The organism is Dokdonia pacifica, from assembly GCF_900188275.1.
In the GTDB taxonomy this organism is placed as follows: Bacteria; Bacteroidota; Bacteroidia; order Flavobacteriales; family Flavobacteriaceae; genus Dokdonia; species Dokdonia pacifica.
Genome location: NZ_FZNY01000006.1, coordinates 50,341 through 66,577 on the forward strand (window position 1 = coordinate 50,341; position 16,237 = coordinate 66,577).

12 protein-coding genes are annotated in these 16,237 nt (G+C 35.0%); 8 read left to right on the forward strand and 4 right to left on the reverse strand.

Annotated features, from left to right (window positions below; all coding sequences use genetic code 11):
• Positions 1 to 110: 110 nt before the first annotated feature.
• A complete protein-coding gene (locus tag CHB80_RS16795) occupies positions 111 to 1,379 on the reverse strand; it encodes a S8 family serine peptidase (protein ID WP_089372672.1) in 1,269 nt (422 codons plus the stop codon).
• A gap of 240 nt (positions 1,380 to 1,619) precedes the next feature.
• Between CHB80_RS16795 and mdh the strand changes: the two genes are divergently transcribed.
• The 6 genes from mdh (at position 1,620) to CHB80_RS16825 (ending at position 10,442) form a co-directional block, all read left to right on the forward strand.
• Positions 1,620 to 2,540: a malate dehydrogenase gene (mdh, locus tag CHB80_RS16800; protein ID WP_089372673.1), complete on the forward strand. Its 921-nt coding sequence runs from the start codon at positions 1,620 to 1,622 to the stop codon at positions 2,538 to 2,540.
• A gap of 79 nt (positions 2,541 to 2,619) precedes the next feature.
• Positions 2,620 to 3,510, forward strand: a complete 891-nt coding sequence (locus tag CHB80_RS16805; RefSeq protein WP_143337167.1) for a SecDF P1 head subdomain-containing protein — start codon at positions 2,620 to 2,622, stop codon at positions 3,508 to 3,510.
• Between the two features lie 198 nt (positions 3,511 to 3,708).
• A complete protein-coding gene (locus tag CHB80_RS16810; RefSeq protein ID WP_143337168.1) occupies positions 3,709 to 4,326 on the forward strand; it encodes a hypothetical protein in 618 nt (205 codons plus the stop codon).
• A 155-nt stretch (positions 4,327 to 4,481) separates the two neighbouring features.
• The gene (gene secDF / locus CHB80_RS16815; protein WP_089372676.1) at positions 4,482 to 7,514 is read left to right on the forward strand and encodes a protein translocase subunit SecDF; all 3,033 of its coding nucleotides are present in this window, start codon (positions 4,482 to 4,484) and stop codon (positions 7,512 to 7,514) included.
• Between the two features lie 208 nt (positions 7,515 to 7,722).
• Positions 7,723 to 8,676, forward strand: coding sequence for a signal recognition particle-docking protein FtsY (gene ftsY / locus CHB80_RS16820; RefSeq protein WP_089372677.1), 954 nt, complete (start codon positions 7,723 to 7,725; stop codon positions 8,674 to 8,676).
• 92 nt (positions 8,677 to 8,768) lie between these two features.
• Positions 8,769 to 10,442 (forward strand): amidase family protein, encoded by a 1,674-nt coding sequence (locus tag CHB80_RS16825; RefSeq protein WP_089372678.1) that lies wholly within the window; start codon positions 8,769 to 8,771, stop codon positions 10,440 to 10,442.
• 73 nt (positions 10,443 to 10,515) lie between these two features.
• Here CHB80_RS16825 and CHB80_RS16830 read toward each other — a convergent pair whose 3' ends face one another.
• Entirely contained in the window at positions 10,516 to 11,634 is a 1,119-nt protein-coding gene (locus tag CHB80_RS16830) for a serine hydrolase domain-containing protein (protein WP_089372679.1), read from the reverse strand.
• A gap of 327 nt (positions 11,635 to 11,961) precedes the next feature.
• On the opposite strand from CHB80_RS16830, the gene rimO reads away from it, so the two are divergent.
• Together rimO and CHB80_RS16840 are read left to right on the forward strand one after the other, a co-directional pair.
• Positions 11,962 to 13,314 carry a 30S ribosomal protein S12 methylthiotransferase RimO gene (gene rimO, locus CHB80_RS16835; RefSeq protein ID WP_089372680.1) on the forward strand — a complete coding sequence of 451 codons (1,353 nt, stop codon included), beginning with the start codon at positions 11,962 to 11,964 and terminating at the stop codon, positions 13,312 to 13,314.
• Between the two features lie 13 nt (positions 13,315 to 13,327).
• Complete coding sequence (locus CHB80_RS16840) at positions 13,328 to 14,551, forward strand: sialidase (protein ID WP_229746926.1); 1,224 nt, start codon at positions 13,328 to 13,330, stop codon at positions 14,549 to 14,551.
• A 105-nt stretch (positions 14,552 to 14,656) separates the two neighbouring features.
• Here CHB80_RS16840 and CHB80_RS16845 read toward each other — a convergent pair whose 3' ends face one another.
• Positions 14,657 to 15,538, reverse strand: a complete 882-nt coding sequence (locus CHB80_RS16845; RefSeq protein ID WP_089372681.1) for a helix-turn-helix domain-containing protein — start codon at positions 15,536 to 15,538, stop codon at positions 14,657 to 14,659.
• 27 nt (positions 15,539 to 15,565) lie between these two features.
• Entirely contained in the window at positions 15,566 to 16,228 is a 663-nt protein-coding gene (locus tag CHB80_RS16850) for a hypothetical protein (protein WP_089372682.1), read from the reverse strand.
• Positions 16,229 to 16,237: the final 9 nt, after the last annotated feature.

The following is a 16,237-nucleotide window of genomic DNA, read 5'->3' on the forward strand; positions in this document are numbered from 1 at the left end:
AAGTAGTGTTTTATATTGTAAATATATACTAATTTAGGGAAGAGGTATTACCCCCTTCCCTAGTGGTTTAAACAATAAAAGTCTACCTAAACCTAATTATTCAAACCTGATTAATAGTATAAGTATGAACCGTATTTAATACTCGTTAAACTGTCATGCGGAATAGTAGTAGAGAGTATCGTTGAGATATGTTGATCTGGAGTAATATTGGGAGTGTATAACTTCCCTGCAATAGCAGCGGCATATGCAGCAGCATATGAAGTTCCAGAAATCATAATATATTCATTTTCATTGATGAAAAAAGGAATGTTTTCTCCTGGAGCTGCAATATCAACAGATTCGATTCCAAAGTTTGAAAATCTCGACAATTCAAAATCATAGAAACTCCCATTCCATGATGTGACAGAAAGAATATTATGCATATCATATGAAGATAGGTAGTGAGGAATAATATCATTATCATTAGTATCATTACCTGCAGAAGTCACAATAATAACATCATCTTGTGAGTCTTCTATAAAATGCTTCAAGAGTGTATAGTCTGTATTATACCATCCAAAACTCATATTAATGATATCTACATCACTATTATTTGTCGCATATTTAAAACCACAGAGAATATCAAAAATACTAGCTCTTCCATTTACATCAAAGACCTTTATAGGGAGTATTTGAAAATTATTATTTTGTGCTTTTAATTCATCATATATCATAGAAATAGCTTTAGTTCCATGGCCATGATCATCATGAGGATCATTATCACTATTTACGAAATCCCATCCAAAATAGTCTGTCATGCCATTTTCTGAACACACGTTTGTATTTAATTGACTGTTGTAGAGAAAACCAGCATCAAAACCAAAGTAATTATAATCAATACCTGTGTCCATAACAGCAATCGTTACACCACTATTAGATGAAGCTAGTAGATTAGACGCTAGAGCTATATCTGGAGATCCAAAAAGGTCGTCTAGTTTGGAGCCATCGTGTTTGATATAAGTGTCTATTTGAGATCCTTCTACATCGGGAACCGAGGTAGAAGACTCGGCAACTGTCTCTAGGGAAATTCCACTAGATAATATATTGCCATTATCATCTAGATCAAAAAACCATTGCTCAAGAGTAGGATCAGCACAAGTACATTTTTTATAATCAGTGACTTGAAATAGATCTCTTATCACTTGTTTTTCGGCTTCATTAGTACCAACTACATATTTTATGACAATTTTCCCAATGGCAAACTGAGAACTAGTAGTTACAAAGTTGGCAGTAGTGTTTTCTGTGTCAGCATCTAAGATGTTATCTATGGTATCATCTTTTTCACATCCAGTGATACTACATAAAAAGAATAAGGCTACTAAAAAAAATAATTTGTTCATAATTTTGAATTTAAATTAGGTTTAGGATTTTAATAAACTTCTCAAGTTTTAGATACGTGATAAGCCTATATAATGGGTAGAGACAGATCCTATATTTTTGTTACCCATCATTTTATTAGTAATTTAAAAAAATGAATAGTTTCCAATGTCTTTTAACCCTTAATTAGTAATTAAATGTTAAAGAAGCCGTATTTTTGCGACTAGTTGAAAAAACAATAACAAATTCAAAAAAATAAATTTATGAAAGTTACCGTAGTAGGTGCAGGAGCAGTAGGAGCAAGTTGTGCCGAATATATCGCTATTAAAGATTTTGCAAGTGAGGTTGTATTATTAGATATTAAAGAAGGATATGCCGAAGGTAAGGCTATGGACTTAATGCAAACAGCTTCTCTCAATGGTTTTGACACAAAAATTACTGGTTCTACTAGTGATTATAGTAAAACAGCAGGGAGTGATATTGCGGTAATTACTTCTGGAATTCCTCGTAAACCTGGAATGACTCGTGAAGAACTTATCGGAATCAATGCTGGAATTGTAAAATCTGTAGCAGCTAGTTTGGTTGAGCATTCTCCAAACGTGATTTTAATTGTGGTTTCTAACCCAATGGATACCATGACATATTTAGCACATAAAGTAACAGGACTTCCTAAAAACCGCATTATAGGTATGGGAGGAGCATTAGATAGTGCACGTTTTAAATATCGTTTAGCCGAAGCATTAGAAGCTCCTATTTCTGATGTAGATGGTATGGTGATTGGAGGGCATTCTGATAAAGGAATGGTACCTTTAACACGCTTAGCTACTCGTAATAGTGTTCCAGCTTCAGAATTCTTAAGCGAAGAACGTTTACAACAAGTACTTGAAGATACTAAAGTAGGAGGCGCTACTTTAACTAAGTTATTAGGAACATCTGCTTGGTATGCACCAGGTGCTGCAGTATCAGGACTTGTACAAGCAATTGCTTGTGATCAAAAGAAAATATTCCCTTGCTCTACTTTATTAGATGGAGAGTACGGACTTTCAGATTTATGTATCGGAGTGCCTGTTGTATTAGGTCGCAATGGGATTGAAAAAATTGTAGAAATTAACCTAAGTGATGCAGAAAAAGCACACTTAGAAGAAAGCGCTGCAGGGGTTAAGAAAACCAATAGCCTTATATAAACGTATAATTTCTATATCACATAATATATCAATAAAAGCTATCTTCGGATAGCTTTTAGTATTTAAAAACAATATGTAAATGTCTGTAAAATCAATAAGTATTATTTGTTTTATGCTTTGCTTGATGTCTTGCACACGTCAACCTAAATATGCATATGAGATCCAAGTCACTTCAAATTCCATAGAAGATAGTACCATAGAGCGTCTTAAACAACGATTACAAACCATTACGGGTACTGGAGAAGTTCATATCGCCAAAGAGAATGATACAGACATATCCATCAATTTTAAAAGTTCTGCGATAGATAGTATTGTAAGAGATATCATTACCACCAAAGGGAATCTTTCGTTTTATGAAACCAAAAATTATATGGATATATATCAAGTTCCGGAAGAACTTCTTAAGATGATTTCTTCAGATACAGTATATATCGAAAATACTTTTTCACCTTCTATATATTTGTCAGACATTGGAATTGCAGATGTAAGAGATACTATTATACTTAATAAACTACTCAATACGTCAGAAATTAATCATATTCTCAATAAAGAGAAATTACGAATCAAGTTTGCTTGGGGAACTCGAAATCCAGGAACATCATTAGTATCATTATATGCTTTAGATATAGGAGCAAAAAGACAACCCGCAATGTATGGCAATATCATCTCTCAAGTAAAAGCGGGACGTACCCAAACAGGAAGACCTAGTATTTTAATTAGTATGGAAGGCTTACAAGCCGAAAAATGGGAGCGATTAACAAGACGTGCGGCAGAAGAAGACTTTGCTATTGCCATTGTGATAGACGGAACGGTAGTTATGGCACCAGTAGTATCTCAGGCTATTAAAGGTGGAAAAGCCGAAATAAGTGGCGATTTAAAAGAAAGAGAAGTATTTGCTTTAGCTGTTATTTTAGAAAGTGGCCCTATACAACAACTGGAAATTGTACAATTTGATAAACAAGTATTATAATTTATGTATTCCTGAGTACGCTTTCGCGAAAGCGTATAAAGCCAGATATAATTAAGCAGAATCAAAATGTATTTTTAAAGTAAATAGTCACTAAATTTAGAACGTGAAAAATATTGGCAAATCATAATTGAAACCCTATATTTGCACGTTTTGTAAAAAGATTGGTAACAACGAAAAACAAAACAGAACTCTTATTTTTTGAAAATTAGACGCGTGAAAAACAAATGGTACATCAGTGCTTTTATTTTTACTCTAGCTATTCTTGGGATTAGCTTAGAGCGTGTTAATGTGCCTAATCAAGAGATTGTTATTCAGTTTGCAGATATTGAGGTTACGCCTAACGAAACTCAAAATGCAATAGCACTTGTTAAAAGCCAGCTAGAAACTGTAGCGGTAGATAACATAAAAATTCAAGAATTAAGAAATGGAACCTTAAAAATCACTTACTACAGTGATGTTAAAGTTTCTGAGATTAAAAAAATATTTTCAGAAGGAATTGAAATTGCATTCAATACAACTTCAGACAAAAAGGATACAGAAAAACCTTCCGAAAAAGAACTAACATCTTATCAACTTGATGTTTATGAGATTCAAAATGGGAGTGATCTTGTTGGGTCTAGCGGAAATGTTTTAGAAGCTAAATCAGAAATCATTCGTTTTTTTACTCCAGATGTATATGCCACAATAGGTAAACAGAGTAGTGAAGAAAAAGACAAATTAGAGAAAACAGCATATGTGCGTTACAGAAATAACGCCATTGCAATAGATAATACTACCTACAAAATTCCAGAAGTGCGAGCTGGACCTATAGCTTAAAGAAATTCTCAAATTAAGTGATTTACATCTTAATATCACTTACATACGGCTTATAGAATAAGCCTCAACTAAATTACCTAATTAAATCATTATCAAAAAAGTGTTGGAAATCATAGATTTTCTGTCACTATTATTTGAATACTAAAAACAACAAAATGCAAAATAAAGGACTTGTAAGAGTATTTGCTATTATTTTTGGATTGGTATGTTTATACATACTCTCATTTACATTTATAGCAAATAATAAAGAAACAGCAGCAAAAGAATATGCCATTAGTAAGGCAGGTGACAATGCTGATGAGAGAGATGCGTATGAGCGTATCTACCTAGATAGTATAGGGAAACAAAATATCTTTGCTGGAATTACCTATAATGAAGCAAAAGAAAAAGAACTTAATAAAGGTCTTGACCTTAAAGGAGGAATTAACGTAATTCTTCAGATTTCTGTTAGAGATATCTTAGGAGGATTAGCTAATGGAAAAAGAGATCCAAAATTTATCGCTGCTTTAGATGCTGCAGACGAAGCACAAAAGAACAGTCAAAACACCTACCTAGATGATTTCTTAACAGCTTTTGAGGCTCAAGGAGGTGATAAGAATCTAGCAGATCCAGACATTTTCTCAAATGTAATTCTTGGAGATAAAGTAAATAATACGATGAGCAACGATGAGGTTGCTGGCGTTCTGAGAGAGCAAGTGAAAGAAACGATTAAATCTGCTTTTGAGACATTACGTAATCGTATAGATAAGTTTGGGGTTACACAACCTAATATTCAAAGTCTTGGAGATAATGGTCGTATCCTTGTAGAACTTCCAGGAGCAAAAGATATCCAACGTGCCGTACGATTTGTAACGGCAAAAGCACAATTAGAGTTTTATGAAACACATTATGCTGAAGATGTATACTTGTATTTGTTATCTGTAGACCAAGCATTAGCGGCTAAGATTAAGGTAGAAGAAGAAAAAGAAGCAGCAGAAGTAGTACAAGATTCTACTGAAAATTCAGATAATGTTGTAGATGAATTACTAAAAGACGTTGAAGAAGATGTTGAAGAGGCTGCTGCACAGGCGTCTCCACTTTTTGATATTTTAAAACCAAGTATACAATACAGAGAAGCAGCAAGAATAGCATATGCGGCTGTAAAAGATACTGCTCAGATAAATGGATATTTAAGAACTCCAGAAATGGTACGTTTGCGTCCAGCAAATCTACGTTTTGCTAAGTTTGCTTGGGGAGATATAGAAACACTTCCAGTACCAGAAGGGGAAGATGAAGAAGAAGGAGAAGAAGTGGTGTATTTATATGCATTAGAATCTAACCGTTCTGGAGAACCAGCAATGAGTGGTGATGTAGTAAATGGAGCAGTTCAACAATTTAAACAAACAGGAGAGCCAGCTGTAGGTCTTGATTTTGAAGGTCAAGGAATAGGACAGTGGGCTAAATTAACACGTACCGTATCACAAAAAAGAAATGCGATTGCCATTGTTCTTGATAATACAGTACAATCTGCACCTACTGCTAGACAAGAAATTAAGGGTGGTGGTACAGAAATCTCAGGAAGCTTTACCGTACAATCAGCACAAGATCTTGCAACGGTATTAAATGCAGGTAAATTGCCAGCTTCTGCAGATGTCATTGAAGCAGAAGAAATTGGAGCAACATTAGGAAAAGAAGCTATTAATAGTGGTGTGATCTCATTTATTATTGCACTTGTATTAGTACTAATATGGATGGTATTTTACTACGGTAAAGCAGGATTATTTGCAGATATCGCCTTGATCGTAAATATCTTATTCATTTTTGGAGTATTAGCAAGTATCAAAGCTGTATTAACACTTCCTGGTATTGCAGGTATTGTACTTACTATTGGTATGTCTGTAGATGCGAACGTACTTATCTTTGAGCGTATCAAAGAAGAGTTGCGTAAAGGGAAATCTCAAAAAGATGCAATTAAAGATGGATTTAATAATGCATTGTCATCTATTCTTGATGCCAACATTACTACTTTCTTAACAGCATTAATCTTATTCTTATTTGGAACAGGACCTGTACAAGGATTTGCAACAACCTTAATGATAGGTATTGCAACTTCTTTATTCTCTGCAATATTCATTACACGTCTTTTCATAGATAACTATGGTAAGAATGGAAAGTCACTTGAGTTTGCAACAGGAATGACTAAAAACCTATTTGCAAATACAAAAATAGACTTCTTAGGAAAGCGTAAGATTGCTTATATCATTTCTACAGCATTAGTAGCTATAGGTATTTTCTCTCTAGTTACGGGAGGATTAAATGCAGGGGTTGACTTTGTAGGAGGACGTTCGTATACCGTTCGTTTTGAAAAAGCAATGAACTCTTCAGAAGTAGGAGAGCTTTTAGCAAGTGATGCTGTATTTGGAAGTGCGATTGTAAAAACATACGGAGCCGATAATCAATTAAAGATTACTACTAAATATAGAATCCAAGAAAGTGGATTAGAAGTAGATGAAGCAGTAGAGCAGAAGTTATATGAAGCACTTAAAACCTACTTACCTGCAGATTTAAATTTTGCAGACTTTAGTAGATCATTTGATGGAAAGGAAATAGGTAAAATGAGTTACAACAAAGTAGGACCTACCATTGCAGATGATATTAAGAGAGGCGCTTTATTTGCTGTCATAGGATCATTAATCGTTGTATTCTTATATATCTTATTACGTTTCCGTAGATGGCAGTTCTCTTTAGGAGCAGTTGCGGCGGTATTCCATGATGTATTATTAGTACTTGGAATCTTTGCTATTTTCAAAAACATCATGCCATTTGATATGGAGGTAGACCAAAACTTTATCGCGGCTATCCTAACGGTAATTGGATACTCTCTGAATGATACCGTGGTTGTATTTGACCGTATTCGTGAATATATTAAAGAACATGGGTCAACACGTGGATTTGGAAAGCTTATCAATCAAGCATTAAATAGTACATTAAGTCGTACATTAAATACATCGGTAACTACATTAATCGTGTTATTAGCAATCTTCTTCCTAGGAGCAGATTCTATTAGAGGATTAATGTTTGCATTAATTGTTGGGGTAATCGTAGGAACGTATTCTTCACTATTTATTGCAACTCCAGTAATGTTTGATACGGTACAGAAGAAAGCATTAAAAGAAGAGAAAAAAGAAGAAGAAACAGAAGAAGCTTAATCTTTCTTTTCTATTAGAGATACAAAAACCCGTTATACAATTGTGTAACGGGTTTTGTTTTTATGTATATATGAGTCCGCTTTCGCGAAAGCGTATAAAAAACCTGTCAAAACAGTAGATAATAAAGCAATAAAAAGAGATACCTACCTGACATAATTGCATTCTCAGGAAAAGGCATTATTTTTGACATTCTATCCAAAAAAGAAACATGAGTTTTTTCAAAAAAATATTCTCAAAAGACAAAAAAGAAACCTTAGACAAAGGACTCGAAAAATCAAAGACTAGCTTCTTTGAAAAAATGAGTAAAGCCGTTGCGGGAAAATCTAAGGTAGATGATGACGTTCTCGATAACTTAGAAGAGGTGTTAGTAACTAGTGATGTAGGCGTAAAGACTACCCTTAAAGTGATAGAGCGTATCGAAGCACGTGTTGCAAAAGATAAATATTTAGGAACCGATGAGCTTAATAAAATCCTTCGAGAAGAAATAGCAGGATTATTAAGTGAAACCAATACCGGAAATGCTACCGAATTTGAAGTGCCTGAGGGAACAAAACCTCATGTAATTATGGTGGTAGGTGTAAATGGTGTTGGAAAAACAACCACCATTGGAAAATTAGCTTATCAGTTTAAAAAACAAGGCAAAAAAGTAGTTTTGGGCGCAGCAGATACCTTTAGAGCAGCAGCAATAGATCAATTACAAGTGTGGGCAGATAGAGTAGATATTCCTATTGTAAAACAACAAATGGGAAGTGATCCAGCCTCTGTAGCTTTTGATGCTTTAGAAAGTGGCGTAAATCAAGGTGCAGATGTGATTATAATAGATACTGCAGGACGTTTACACAATAAAGTAAACTTAATGAATGAGCTTACAAAGGTAAAACGTGTGATGCAAAAAGTAGTAGGTGATGCACCGCATGATGTTTTATTAGTATTAGATGGTTCTACAGGCCAAAATGCTTTTGAACAAGCCAAACAATTTACCGCAGCGACCGAAGTAACATCACTTGCTGTTACAAAACTAGATGGCACTGCAAAAGGAGGCGTTGTAATTGGTATTTCAGACCAATTTCAAATTCCTGTAAAGTATATAGGAGTAGGAGAAGGAATCGAAGATTTACAGGTATTTAATAAAATAGAATTTGTCGACTCATTCTTCAAATAATGAGATTGTATATAAAATATTGAAAAGGCTTTGCATTGCTATGTAAAGCCTTTTTTTATACCTTGAAAACAAAAAGAAAATATTTGCACATTATGAAAAAATCGTTACTCCTGTTTTTAAGTATTAGTTATTGTCTATTCTCATGTAAACAAGCTCAAGAAGAAACACCAGTTATAAAAAATGAGCCTATAGTCTGGCAAGCTTATGACGAGACTGAAGATCTGGCAGGCACACAGCAATTAGAAAACCCTAGAATGCATCTCAAACTAATAAACTCTAAAGTTCGAGATAAAAACGAAATTTGGAAACCTGTTCAAGGTATTTTACAAGGTTTTTCAATAGCGCGTTATAAAGAACTTTTACCACAAATTTTAGAAAAAGATATTCCTACATTACAGCAAAGTATTAAAAATGGAATATTCACTTATGAAGAACTTACGCTATTCTATTTATACCGTATTGCTAGTATAGAAAGTGATAATGATCGTGCGCTTAATGGTGTGATAGTCTTAAATTCAAATGCGGTAGCAAAGGCTCGAGAATATGATCAGGTAGATAAAAATCAAATTGATACATACTCTGTTTTTGGAATGCCTATTCTTTTAAAAGATAATATTGGTACTGCGGGCATGAATACTACTGCTGGAGCAATCGCTTTACAAGATAATCAAACAGGAAATGCATTTATTACAGAAAGACTAGAAGCAGAAAATGCTGTTATACTAGGAAAAGCAAATTTGAGTGAATGGGCTTATTTTCTTTGTACAGGATGTCCTGTGGGATATAGTGCTGTAGGTGGTCAAACCATTAATCCCTATGGGAGATTGCAATTTGAATCTGGAGGATCAAGCTCTGGAAGTGGCGTTTCTGTAGCAGCAAACTATGCGGTAGCAGCTATAGGAACAGAAACTGCCGGATCTATCTTATCTCCTTCTAGTCAGAATTCTGTGGTTGGTTTAAAACCTACTATTGGAGCCTTAAGCCGAACAGGAATTGTGCCTATTTCTAGTACGTTAGATACACCTGGACCTATGACTAAAAACACAATAGATAATAGCATTATCTATCATGCTTTGGTTGGGAAGGATTTAGCAGATTCAAAATCTGTAACACTTCCTACCTTTAATGCTTCGGAAGTAACAAAAGGGTCCGTAAATGGAAAACGATTTGGAGTTATAAAATCATATTTTGCAGATACACTCTATGCCAAAGCAATTGATAAAATAAAAGCGAATGGAGGAGAAATAATAGAAATAGAACCCGAACGTGTTAATCTTCCTGGCTTTCTTACGGTGTTGAATATAGATATGAAAAAGGATTTACCTGAATATATAGAGAAGCATGCAGGGACTTCGGTAACCATTAAAAACATAGAAGATGCCGTGGCATTTAATAAGAAAGATACACTACTACATGTACCTTATGGGCAGCAATTATTTGAAGGTATTTTAGCAGATACAACAACAGATCAGGAATTAGAAAAAATTAAAAACAACTTAGAGACTATTTCTAGAGCATATTTTGATGTGTTCTTAGATGATTATGAATTAGATGCATTTTTATCTATCAATAATTATCATGCGGCTTATGCAGCGATGGCAAAATATCCTGCACTTACGGTTCCTATGGGTTATACTGAAGATGGCGAACCTGAAGGACTTACTTTTATTGGAAAACCCTTTACAGAAATGGACCTCTTACAATTGGGATATGGCTATGAGCAGATTTCTAAAGAACGTAAACTCCCTAAAGGGTATGAAGAGTAACTTTTTATTATAGAGAGGTTGTCGTATACGCCATTTCGATAAGCTAAATATACGCTTTCGCGAAAGCGTACCCTTACTCAATCACAGCATTGATTTTTTCCCAAAGCTCATTATCAAATCCAGAAGGACCTAAAACCTCCATTCCTGTGCTATCACCCATCCGAATGATCACGAGGTTTTTGCTAGGTGCGATATATAGTTTTTGGTCATTAGCTCCTAAACCAGCAATAAGATCGTCCGGGGCATTGGGGATAAGGCTTCCTGAGAATTGAGCAGTGCTACTAGGTAATCTATAACTGTCTTTTCCATTAAGCCACCAAAGATATCCATAAGCAGGATTCAAGTTTTGAGAAGTAGTTGTCATCTCATCAAAATAAGAAGACGAGATAAGTGGTGTTCCATCCCAATTTCCTTCGTTAAGATGTAATAATCCAAAGCGAGCCATGCTTCTGGCTGTACTAAAATAAACACGATTAAAACCAAGATCAATCCATGCGCCATTCATGCCAATGACGTTTTTAAGTTGGCTGTCAAAATAAGCGTCAAACCCTTGCGGAATTGCTTGATGTAGTACAGGCTGTAGTAAGGTATAAAATGCATTATGATAATACCAGTCAGTACTAGGTGCATTGAGATATAAAAGACATTCCGGATCTGTACAAGAAGTATTTGAAACCGTATAATCACCTCCCGAAGTCATGGTTAATTGATTTCTTATGGTAATGGCTTGTTCTTGTTCTAAAGTCATAGCGGTCCATTCATCACCTAAGTATGAAGATGTAGTGTCATCTATAGATAAAAAACCATCATCTTGCGCCATTCCTGTTATAAAACTGGTGAGTGTTTTTCCTGCCGAAAACCAAGGATTGTTATCACTTATCGCAGCACCATTATAATAGTCTTCGATTACAATCTTTCCATCTTTTAAAATCATGAACGCTTTGGTGTTATGGTCTATCAAAAATGTACGTAGTGATGCTAATTCCGAGACATCCCATCCTATTGTTTCTGGAGTGATTGTTTCCCAAGTGTCACTATCTATGGGAGGGAAATACAAAGTTGTATTTGAAGTGTCACCGTTAGTAGGTGTAGGCTCTTCTGTGGTCATCTCTTCAGATGTGATATCTGTAGGATCATCAGAAGAAGAACAACTTAAGCATATTAAAAACGCAATGAAGTACATAACTCTCATCTAGATTATATTGATTTTGGTTATCTTTTGGACTCTGTAAATCTCAAATAGTTTAATAGTAACCCATTGTGCATTTGATTCTATTTCTACTATTTTTCCTACCCTAAAGGGTAAATAGTAGAAATTTTCATTCCATCCTTTAGGATTTGAGGAAAAGAATGAAAATACAGTAACTAAACACAATCTATTCTTCCCAAATGTACAAGTGTTAATAGTCGTATAAAAAAGTATGATGTTGCCTAAGACTGACTAGCAGCTTGTTTTACTAATTTATGTGTTGCTCCTATTTTTTATAACGTATCTTTGCACCCCGAATAAAAGATAGGTATGAGAACGAAAACCCTCAAAAAGAATAAGATCAATGTAGTCACTCTTGGATGTTCTAAGAATGTATATGATAGTGAAGTATTGATGGGACAACTAAAGGCAAACGGTAAAGATGTGGCTCATGAAGAAGAAGGAAATATCGTAGTGATTAATACCTGTGGTTTTATTGATAATGCCAAAGAAGAGTCTGTGAACACCATTCTTGAATATGTAAAACAAAAAGAAGAAGGTGAGGTAGATAAAGTATTTGTGACAGGTTGTTTATCTGAGCGTTATAAGCCAGATTTGCAGAATGAAATTCCAGATGTAGACCAATATTTTGGTACTACAGAATTACCAGGTTTACTAAAAGCATTAGGAGCAGATTATAAACACGAACTTATAGGAGAGCGTCTTACCACGACACCTAAAAACTATGCTTATCTTAAAATAGCCGAGGGCTGTGATCGCCCATGTTCGTTTTGTGCCATTCCTTTGATGCGTGGAAAACATAAATCCAAACCTATCGAACATCTTGTTACAGAAGCTCAAAAACTGGCAGCCAACGGAGTTTCAGAATTAATTCTGATTGCACAAGATCTTACTTATTACGGATTAGACTTATATAAAAAACGAAATCTAGCAGAATTGCTAGAAGCACTCGTAAGAGTAGAAGGGATTGAATGGATTCGTTTGCATTATGCCTTTCCAACAGGATTCCCTATGGAGGTTTTGGAGGTGATGAATCGCGAGCCTAAAGTGTGTAACTATATTGATATTCCATTACAGCATATCTCAGATCCTATCTTAAAGTCGATGCGACGTGGTACCACCATGGTGAAGACCAATGCTTTGTTAGACCGCTTTCGCGAAAGCGTACCCAACATGACTATCCGTACTACTTTAATTGTAGGATACCCAGGTGAGACCGAAGAAGATTTTCAAACACTGAAACAATGGGTGAAAGATCAACGTTTTGAACGTTTAGGTTGTTTTACATACTCTCATGAAGAAAATACACATGCTTTTAACTTAGAAGATGATGTACCTGAAGAAGTGAAAATGGACCGAGCCAATCAAATCATGGAAATTCAGTCGCAAATTTCTTGGGAATTAAATCAGCAAAAAATAGGACAAGAATTCAAAATTGTAGTCGATCGTAAAGAAGGAAATTACTTTGTTGGTCGTACAGAATTTGATAGCCCAGATGTAGATAATGAAGTGCTGATAGATGCCACAAAGTATTACTTGAAAACAGGAGGCTATACCACGGTAAAAATAATAGAAGCAGAAGATTTTGACCTATATGCAGAGCCTCTAGAAATATTGGAAAAACCAAAACCAATGCATGCCAAGTCTAAAGCTACTAATTAAGTAATGTCTATATATGAGATACTTTATTCTATTACTCATCTGTGTGTCTTTTTCGTGTAAACAAAAAGAAGATACCCCTCAAGTAGAAGAAAAGGTACAAGAAGTTGTATCAGGTTCGTTATTTAAAACTATAGAAAACCCAAGTACAGGAAAAGCACATTTGCCTAGATTAGTTGCTCAAAATGGCACTTTGCATATGAGTTGGGTAGAAGAGGAAGACTCACTTGCAATACTTAAATATGCTTCTTACAACGATGCAAAATGGACGACTCCTAAAACCATTACTTCTGGTTCGGATTGGTTTGTGAATTGGGCAGATTTCCCAGCATTGGCTGTCAATGGAGAAACGATACTTACCAATATCCTTCAGAAATCTGCACAAGGTACATATGACTACGATGTGAAACTGAATTTGCTATCTGGAAATGAAATTATAAAATCTAATTTTCTTTTAAACACGGATGGCATTCCTGCCGAACATGGTTTTGTTTCTATGCAACCCTATGATGATGGTTTTTATGCCACATGGTTAGATGGACGTCATACAAAAAATGAAAACGAAGAGCTTAATCAAATGAGTTTACGAGCGGCTATTGTAGGGCTAGATGGAACGATAAGAGAAGATGCCGAAATAGATGCCAGAGTTTGTGATTGTTGTAATACGGCTATTGGGATTACCTATAATGGACCAGTAGTTGTGTATCGTGATCGTTCTGAAGATACAGAAGAAATACGTGACACCTATATCGTACGTTGGGAAGATGGTGCTTGGGGACTCCCTACAGCAGTGTATCATGACCAATGGAAATTAAATGGTTGTCCTGTAAATGGACCAGCTTTAGATACGAAGGAAGAGAATGTGGTTATTACTTGGTTTACCGCTTCCAATGATACTCCTAGAGTTTTGGTCACTTTTTCAAAAGATAATGGTGTAACCTTTGGAGACCCTGTACGAGTAGATGCAGGAATGGCCATTGGGCGAGTAGATACCTCGTTTCTTAATGATGGAAGTGCCTTGGTAAGTTGGTTAGAACCCAAAGAGAAAGCTGTTGTTTTGCAAATGGTGCGTGTGTATCAAGATGGACATAAAGACGCTCCCATGACTATCACAACAACATCTGCACAACGCGCCAGTGGTTTTCCTCAGATGGAAACTATTGATGATACCGTATATGTCGCCTGGACCGATCTTCAAGGGGATGCTTCACAAATAGAGATGGTATCTTTTAAACTATAATTGCTGTTTTATACGCTTTCGCGAAAGCGAACTTGTGAGATTCACAACCAAAGGGAGAGTGTAGCGTTAAAGCGTATAAAGAATTTTTCAGCTTTAAAAAAGATATTAATTCAATTCTGCTTTTCCAAAACCAACAGTGTCTCGATACATTTGCGGAGAAATAGCAGTATTGTTTTTAAAGAACCTGCTAAAATAAAACTCGTCTGCATACCCTAATTCCCATGCAATCTCTTTGATTGTTTTTCGAGTCATATATAATTCCCGTTTTGCTTGAATAATGATTCTTTCTTTAATAAGATGCGTAAGCGTCTTGTTATAATGGGTTTTTACCAGTTTGCCTAACGCATTGGGTGATATGTTTAATAAATCGGCATACTGACTGGCGGTGTGTTTTTCTTTATAATGAATTTCTATGGCATCTTTAAGACGTTGAAGCTTGTATGGTGTTTTTGTGTCAGCAAATCGTATGTGTTGAGAAGAAGATTTCTCTTTTGCTCTAGAAGCCTGAACTAATAGAATTTTTAAATGAGGAACAAGTAATTCATAGTTCTCAAATTCATTTGCAGTAACTTCTGTTTTTAATTGTGAAACATACATTTCAAATTTTTCTTGATAAAAAGAAGTAAGTGTGAAAAAGGGAGCTTCATATATATTATTAAAAAGAATAGTATTACAATTGGTTTCAGTAGGATTTCTATGAATGCAATAAAAATCTGAATGAAATTGTATCGCGATTCCTTTAAAACGATCATTAGCCGAAAAAAAGAAAGGTTGAAAAGGAGCAAAAGAAAGCAATGTGTTCTCTTGAATGGTGTATTGTGAGAAATCTACTTTAAGTAATGCTTCTCCTTTTTGTAACCAGATAATAGTATAAAAGTTGTTTTGTTGTAATGTATCAAAATGACTGTTATCCTGAAATGAAAATAATTTAAAAGCAAGATTGCCATTTTGTTGATTTACTAACGTAAAAACATCTTTTTGTGCCATGGTACAAATATAAAACAGTTACTACATCTAGTTCTTTTTTAAAAGTTTTAGAATGGATGCTGTATGAATCCAAAGGAATAAGACTCCTCCAAAGAAAACAACATATTGCATATTATGATGAGGCCCTATGTCTTCCCATACAAAGAAGCAGATACTCGTAACTATAATTAAAATATCAAGTACACCAATAATATTGGCAATCCATAATGCGGTGGTTTTTAAAGACGAATTTTTTACATAGAGTATGGCTGCTATTAATGCTGAAAAGGCAGAGATGGCATGCATAAAACCATCTAAAATTCCAAAATAAAGCGGAATAATACCTAAAGCTGCTTCTGTAAAGAACCCTGCTGAAACAAAAATACGCACCCCTTGAATCATTTGTAAATGTTCTTGAGAAAGATTAAAGAAAGGAGTTCTTAGTGTGAAATAAAATGTGCCTACTCCAAGAGTAGCAACTCCTAAAATAATTCCAAAAAAAGAGAGGCCAGAAATGGTTTCAGAAAAGAGAATATGACTTCCAATAAGCCAATGCTCTAGCATAATGTATACTAAACTTATAACTCCTGTGATACGTATTGTCTTTTTAGATGCTTTCCCAATATGTAGAAGTAATAATAGGCAACCTGCAAGTAGGATGTTGAGAATGATGACATAGTAGGTCGTTGCAGCATAAGTTGTGATATCCATGTTTTAAAG

Bases quoted from the DNA above. Each gene is read 5' to 3' on its own strand.
- secDF (WP_089372676.1), top strand. From the start codon at position 4,482: ATGCAAAATAAAGGACTTGTAAGAGTATTTGCTATTATTTTTGGATTG.
- CHB80_RS16830 (WP_089372679.1), bottom strand. From the start codon at position 11,634: ATGAGAGTTATGTACTTCATTGCGTTTTTAATATGCTTAAGTTGTTCT.
- CHB80_RS16825 (WP_089372678.1), top strand. From the start codon at position 8,769: ATGAAAAAATCGTTACTCCTGTTTTTAAGTATTAGTTATTGTCTATTC.
- CHB80_RS16805 (WP_143337167.1), top strand. From the start codon at position 2,620: ATGTCTGTAAAATCAATAAGTATTATTTGTTTTATGCTTTGCTTGATG.
- ftsY (WP_089372677.1), top strand. From the start codon at position 7,723: ATGAGTTTTTTCAAAAAAATATTCTCAAAAGACAAAAAAGAAACCTTA.
- CHB80_RS16850 (WP_089372682.1), bottom strand. From the start codon at position 16,228: ATGGATATCACAACTTATGCTGCAACGACCTACTATGTCATCATTCTC.
- rimO (WP_089372680.1), top strand. From the start codon at position 11,962: ATGAGAACGAAAACCCTCAAAAAGAATAAGATCAATGTAGTCACTCTT.
- mdh (WP_089372673.1), top strand. From the start codon at position 1,620: ATGAAAGTTACCGTAGTAGGTGCAGGAGCAGTAGGAGCAAGTTGTGCC.
- CHB80_RS16840 (WP_229746926.1), top strand. From the start codon at position 13,328: ATGAGATACTTTATTCTATTACTCATCTGTGTGTCTTTTTCGTGTAAA.
- CHB80_RS16845 (WP_089372681.1), bottom strand. From the start codon at position 15,538: ATGGCACAAAAAGATGTTTTTACGTTAGTAAATCAACAAAATGGCAAT.
- CHB80_RS16795 (WP_089372672.1), bottom strand. From the start codon at position 1,379: ATGAACAAATTATTTTTTTTAGTAGCCTTATTCTTTTTATGTAGTATC.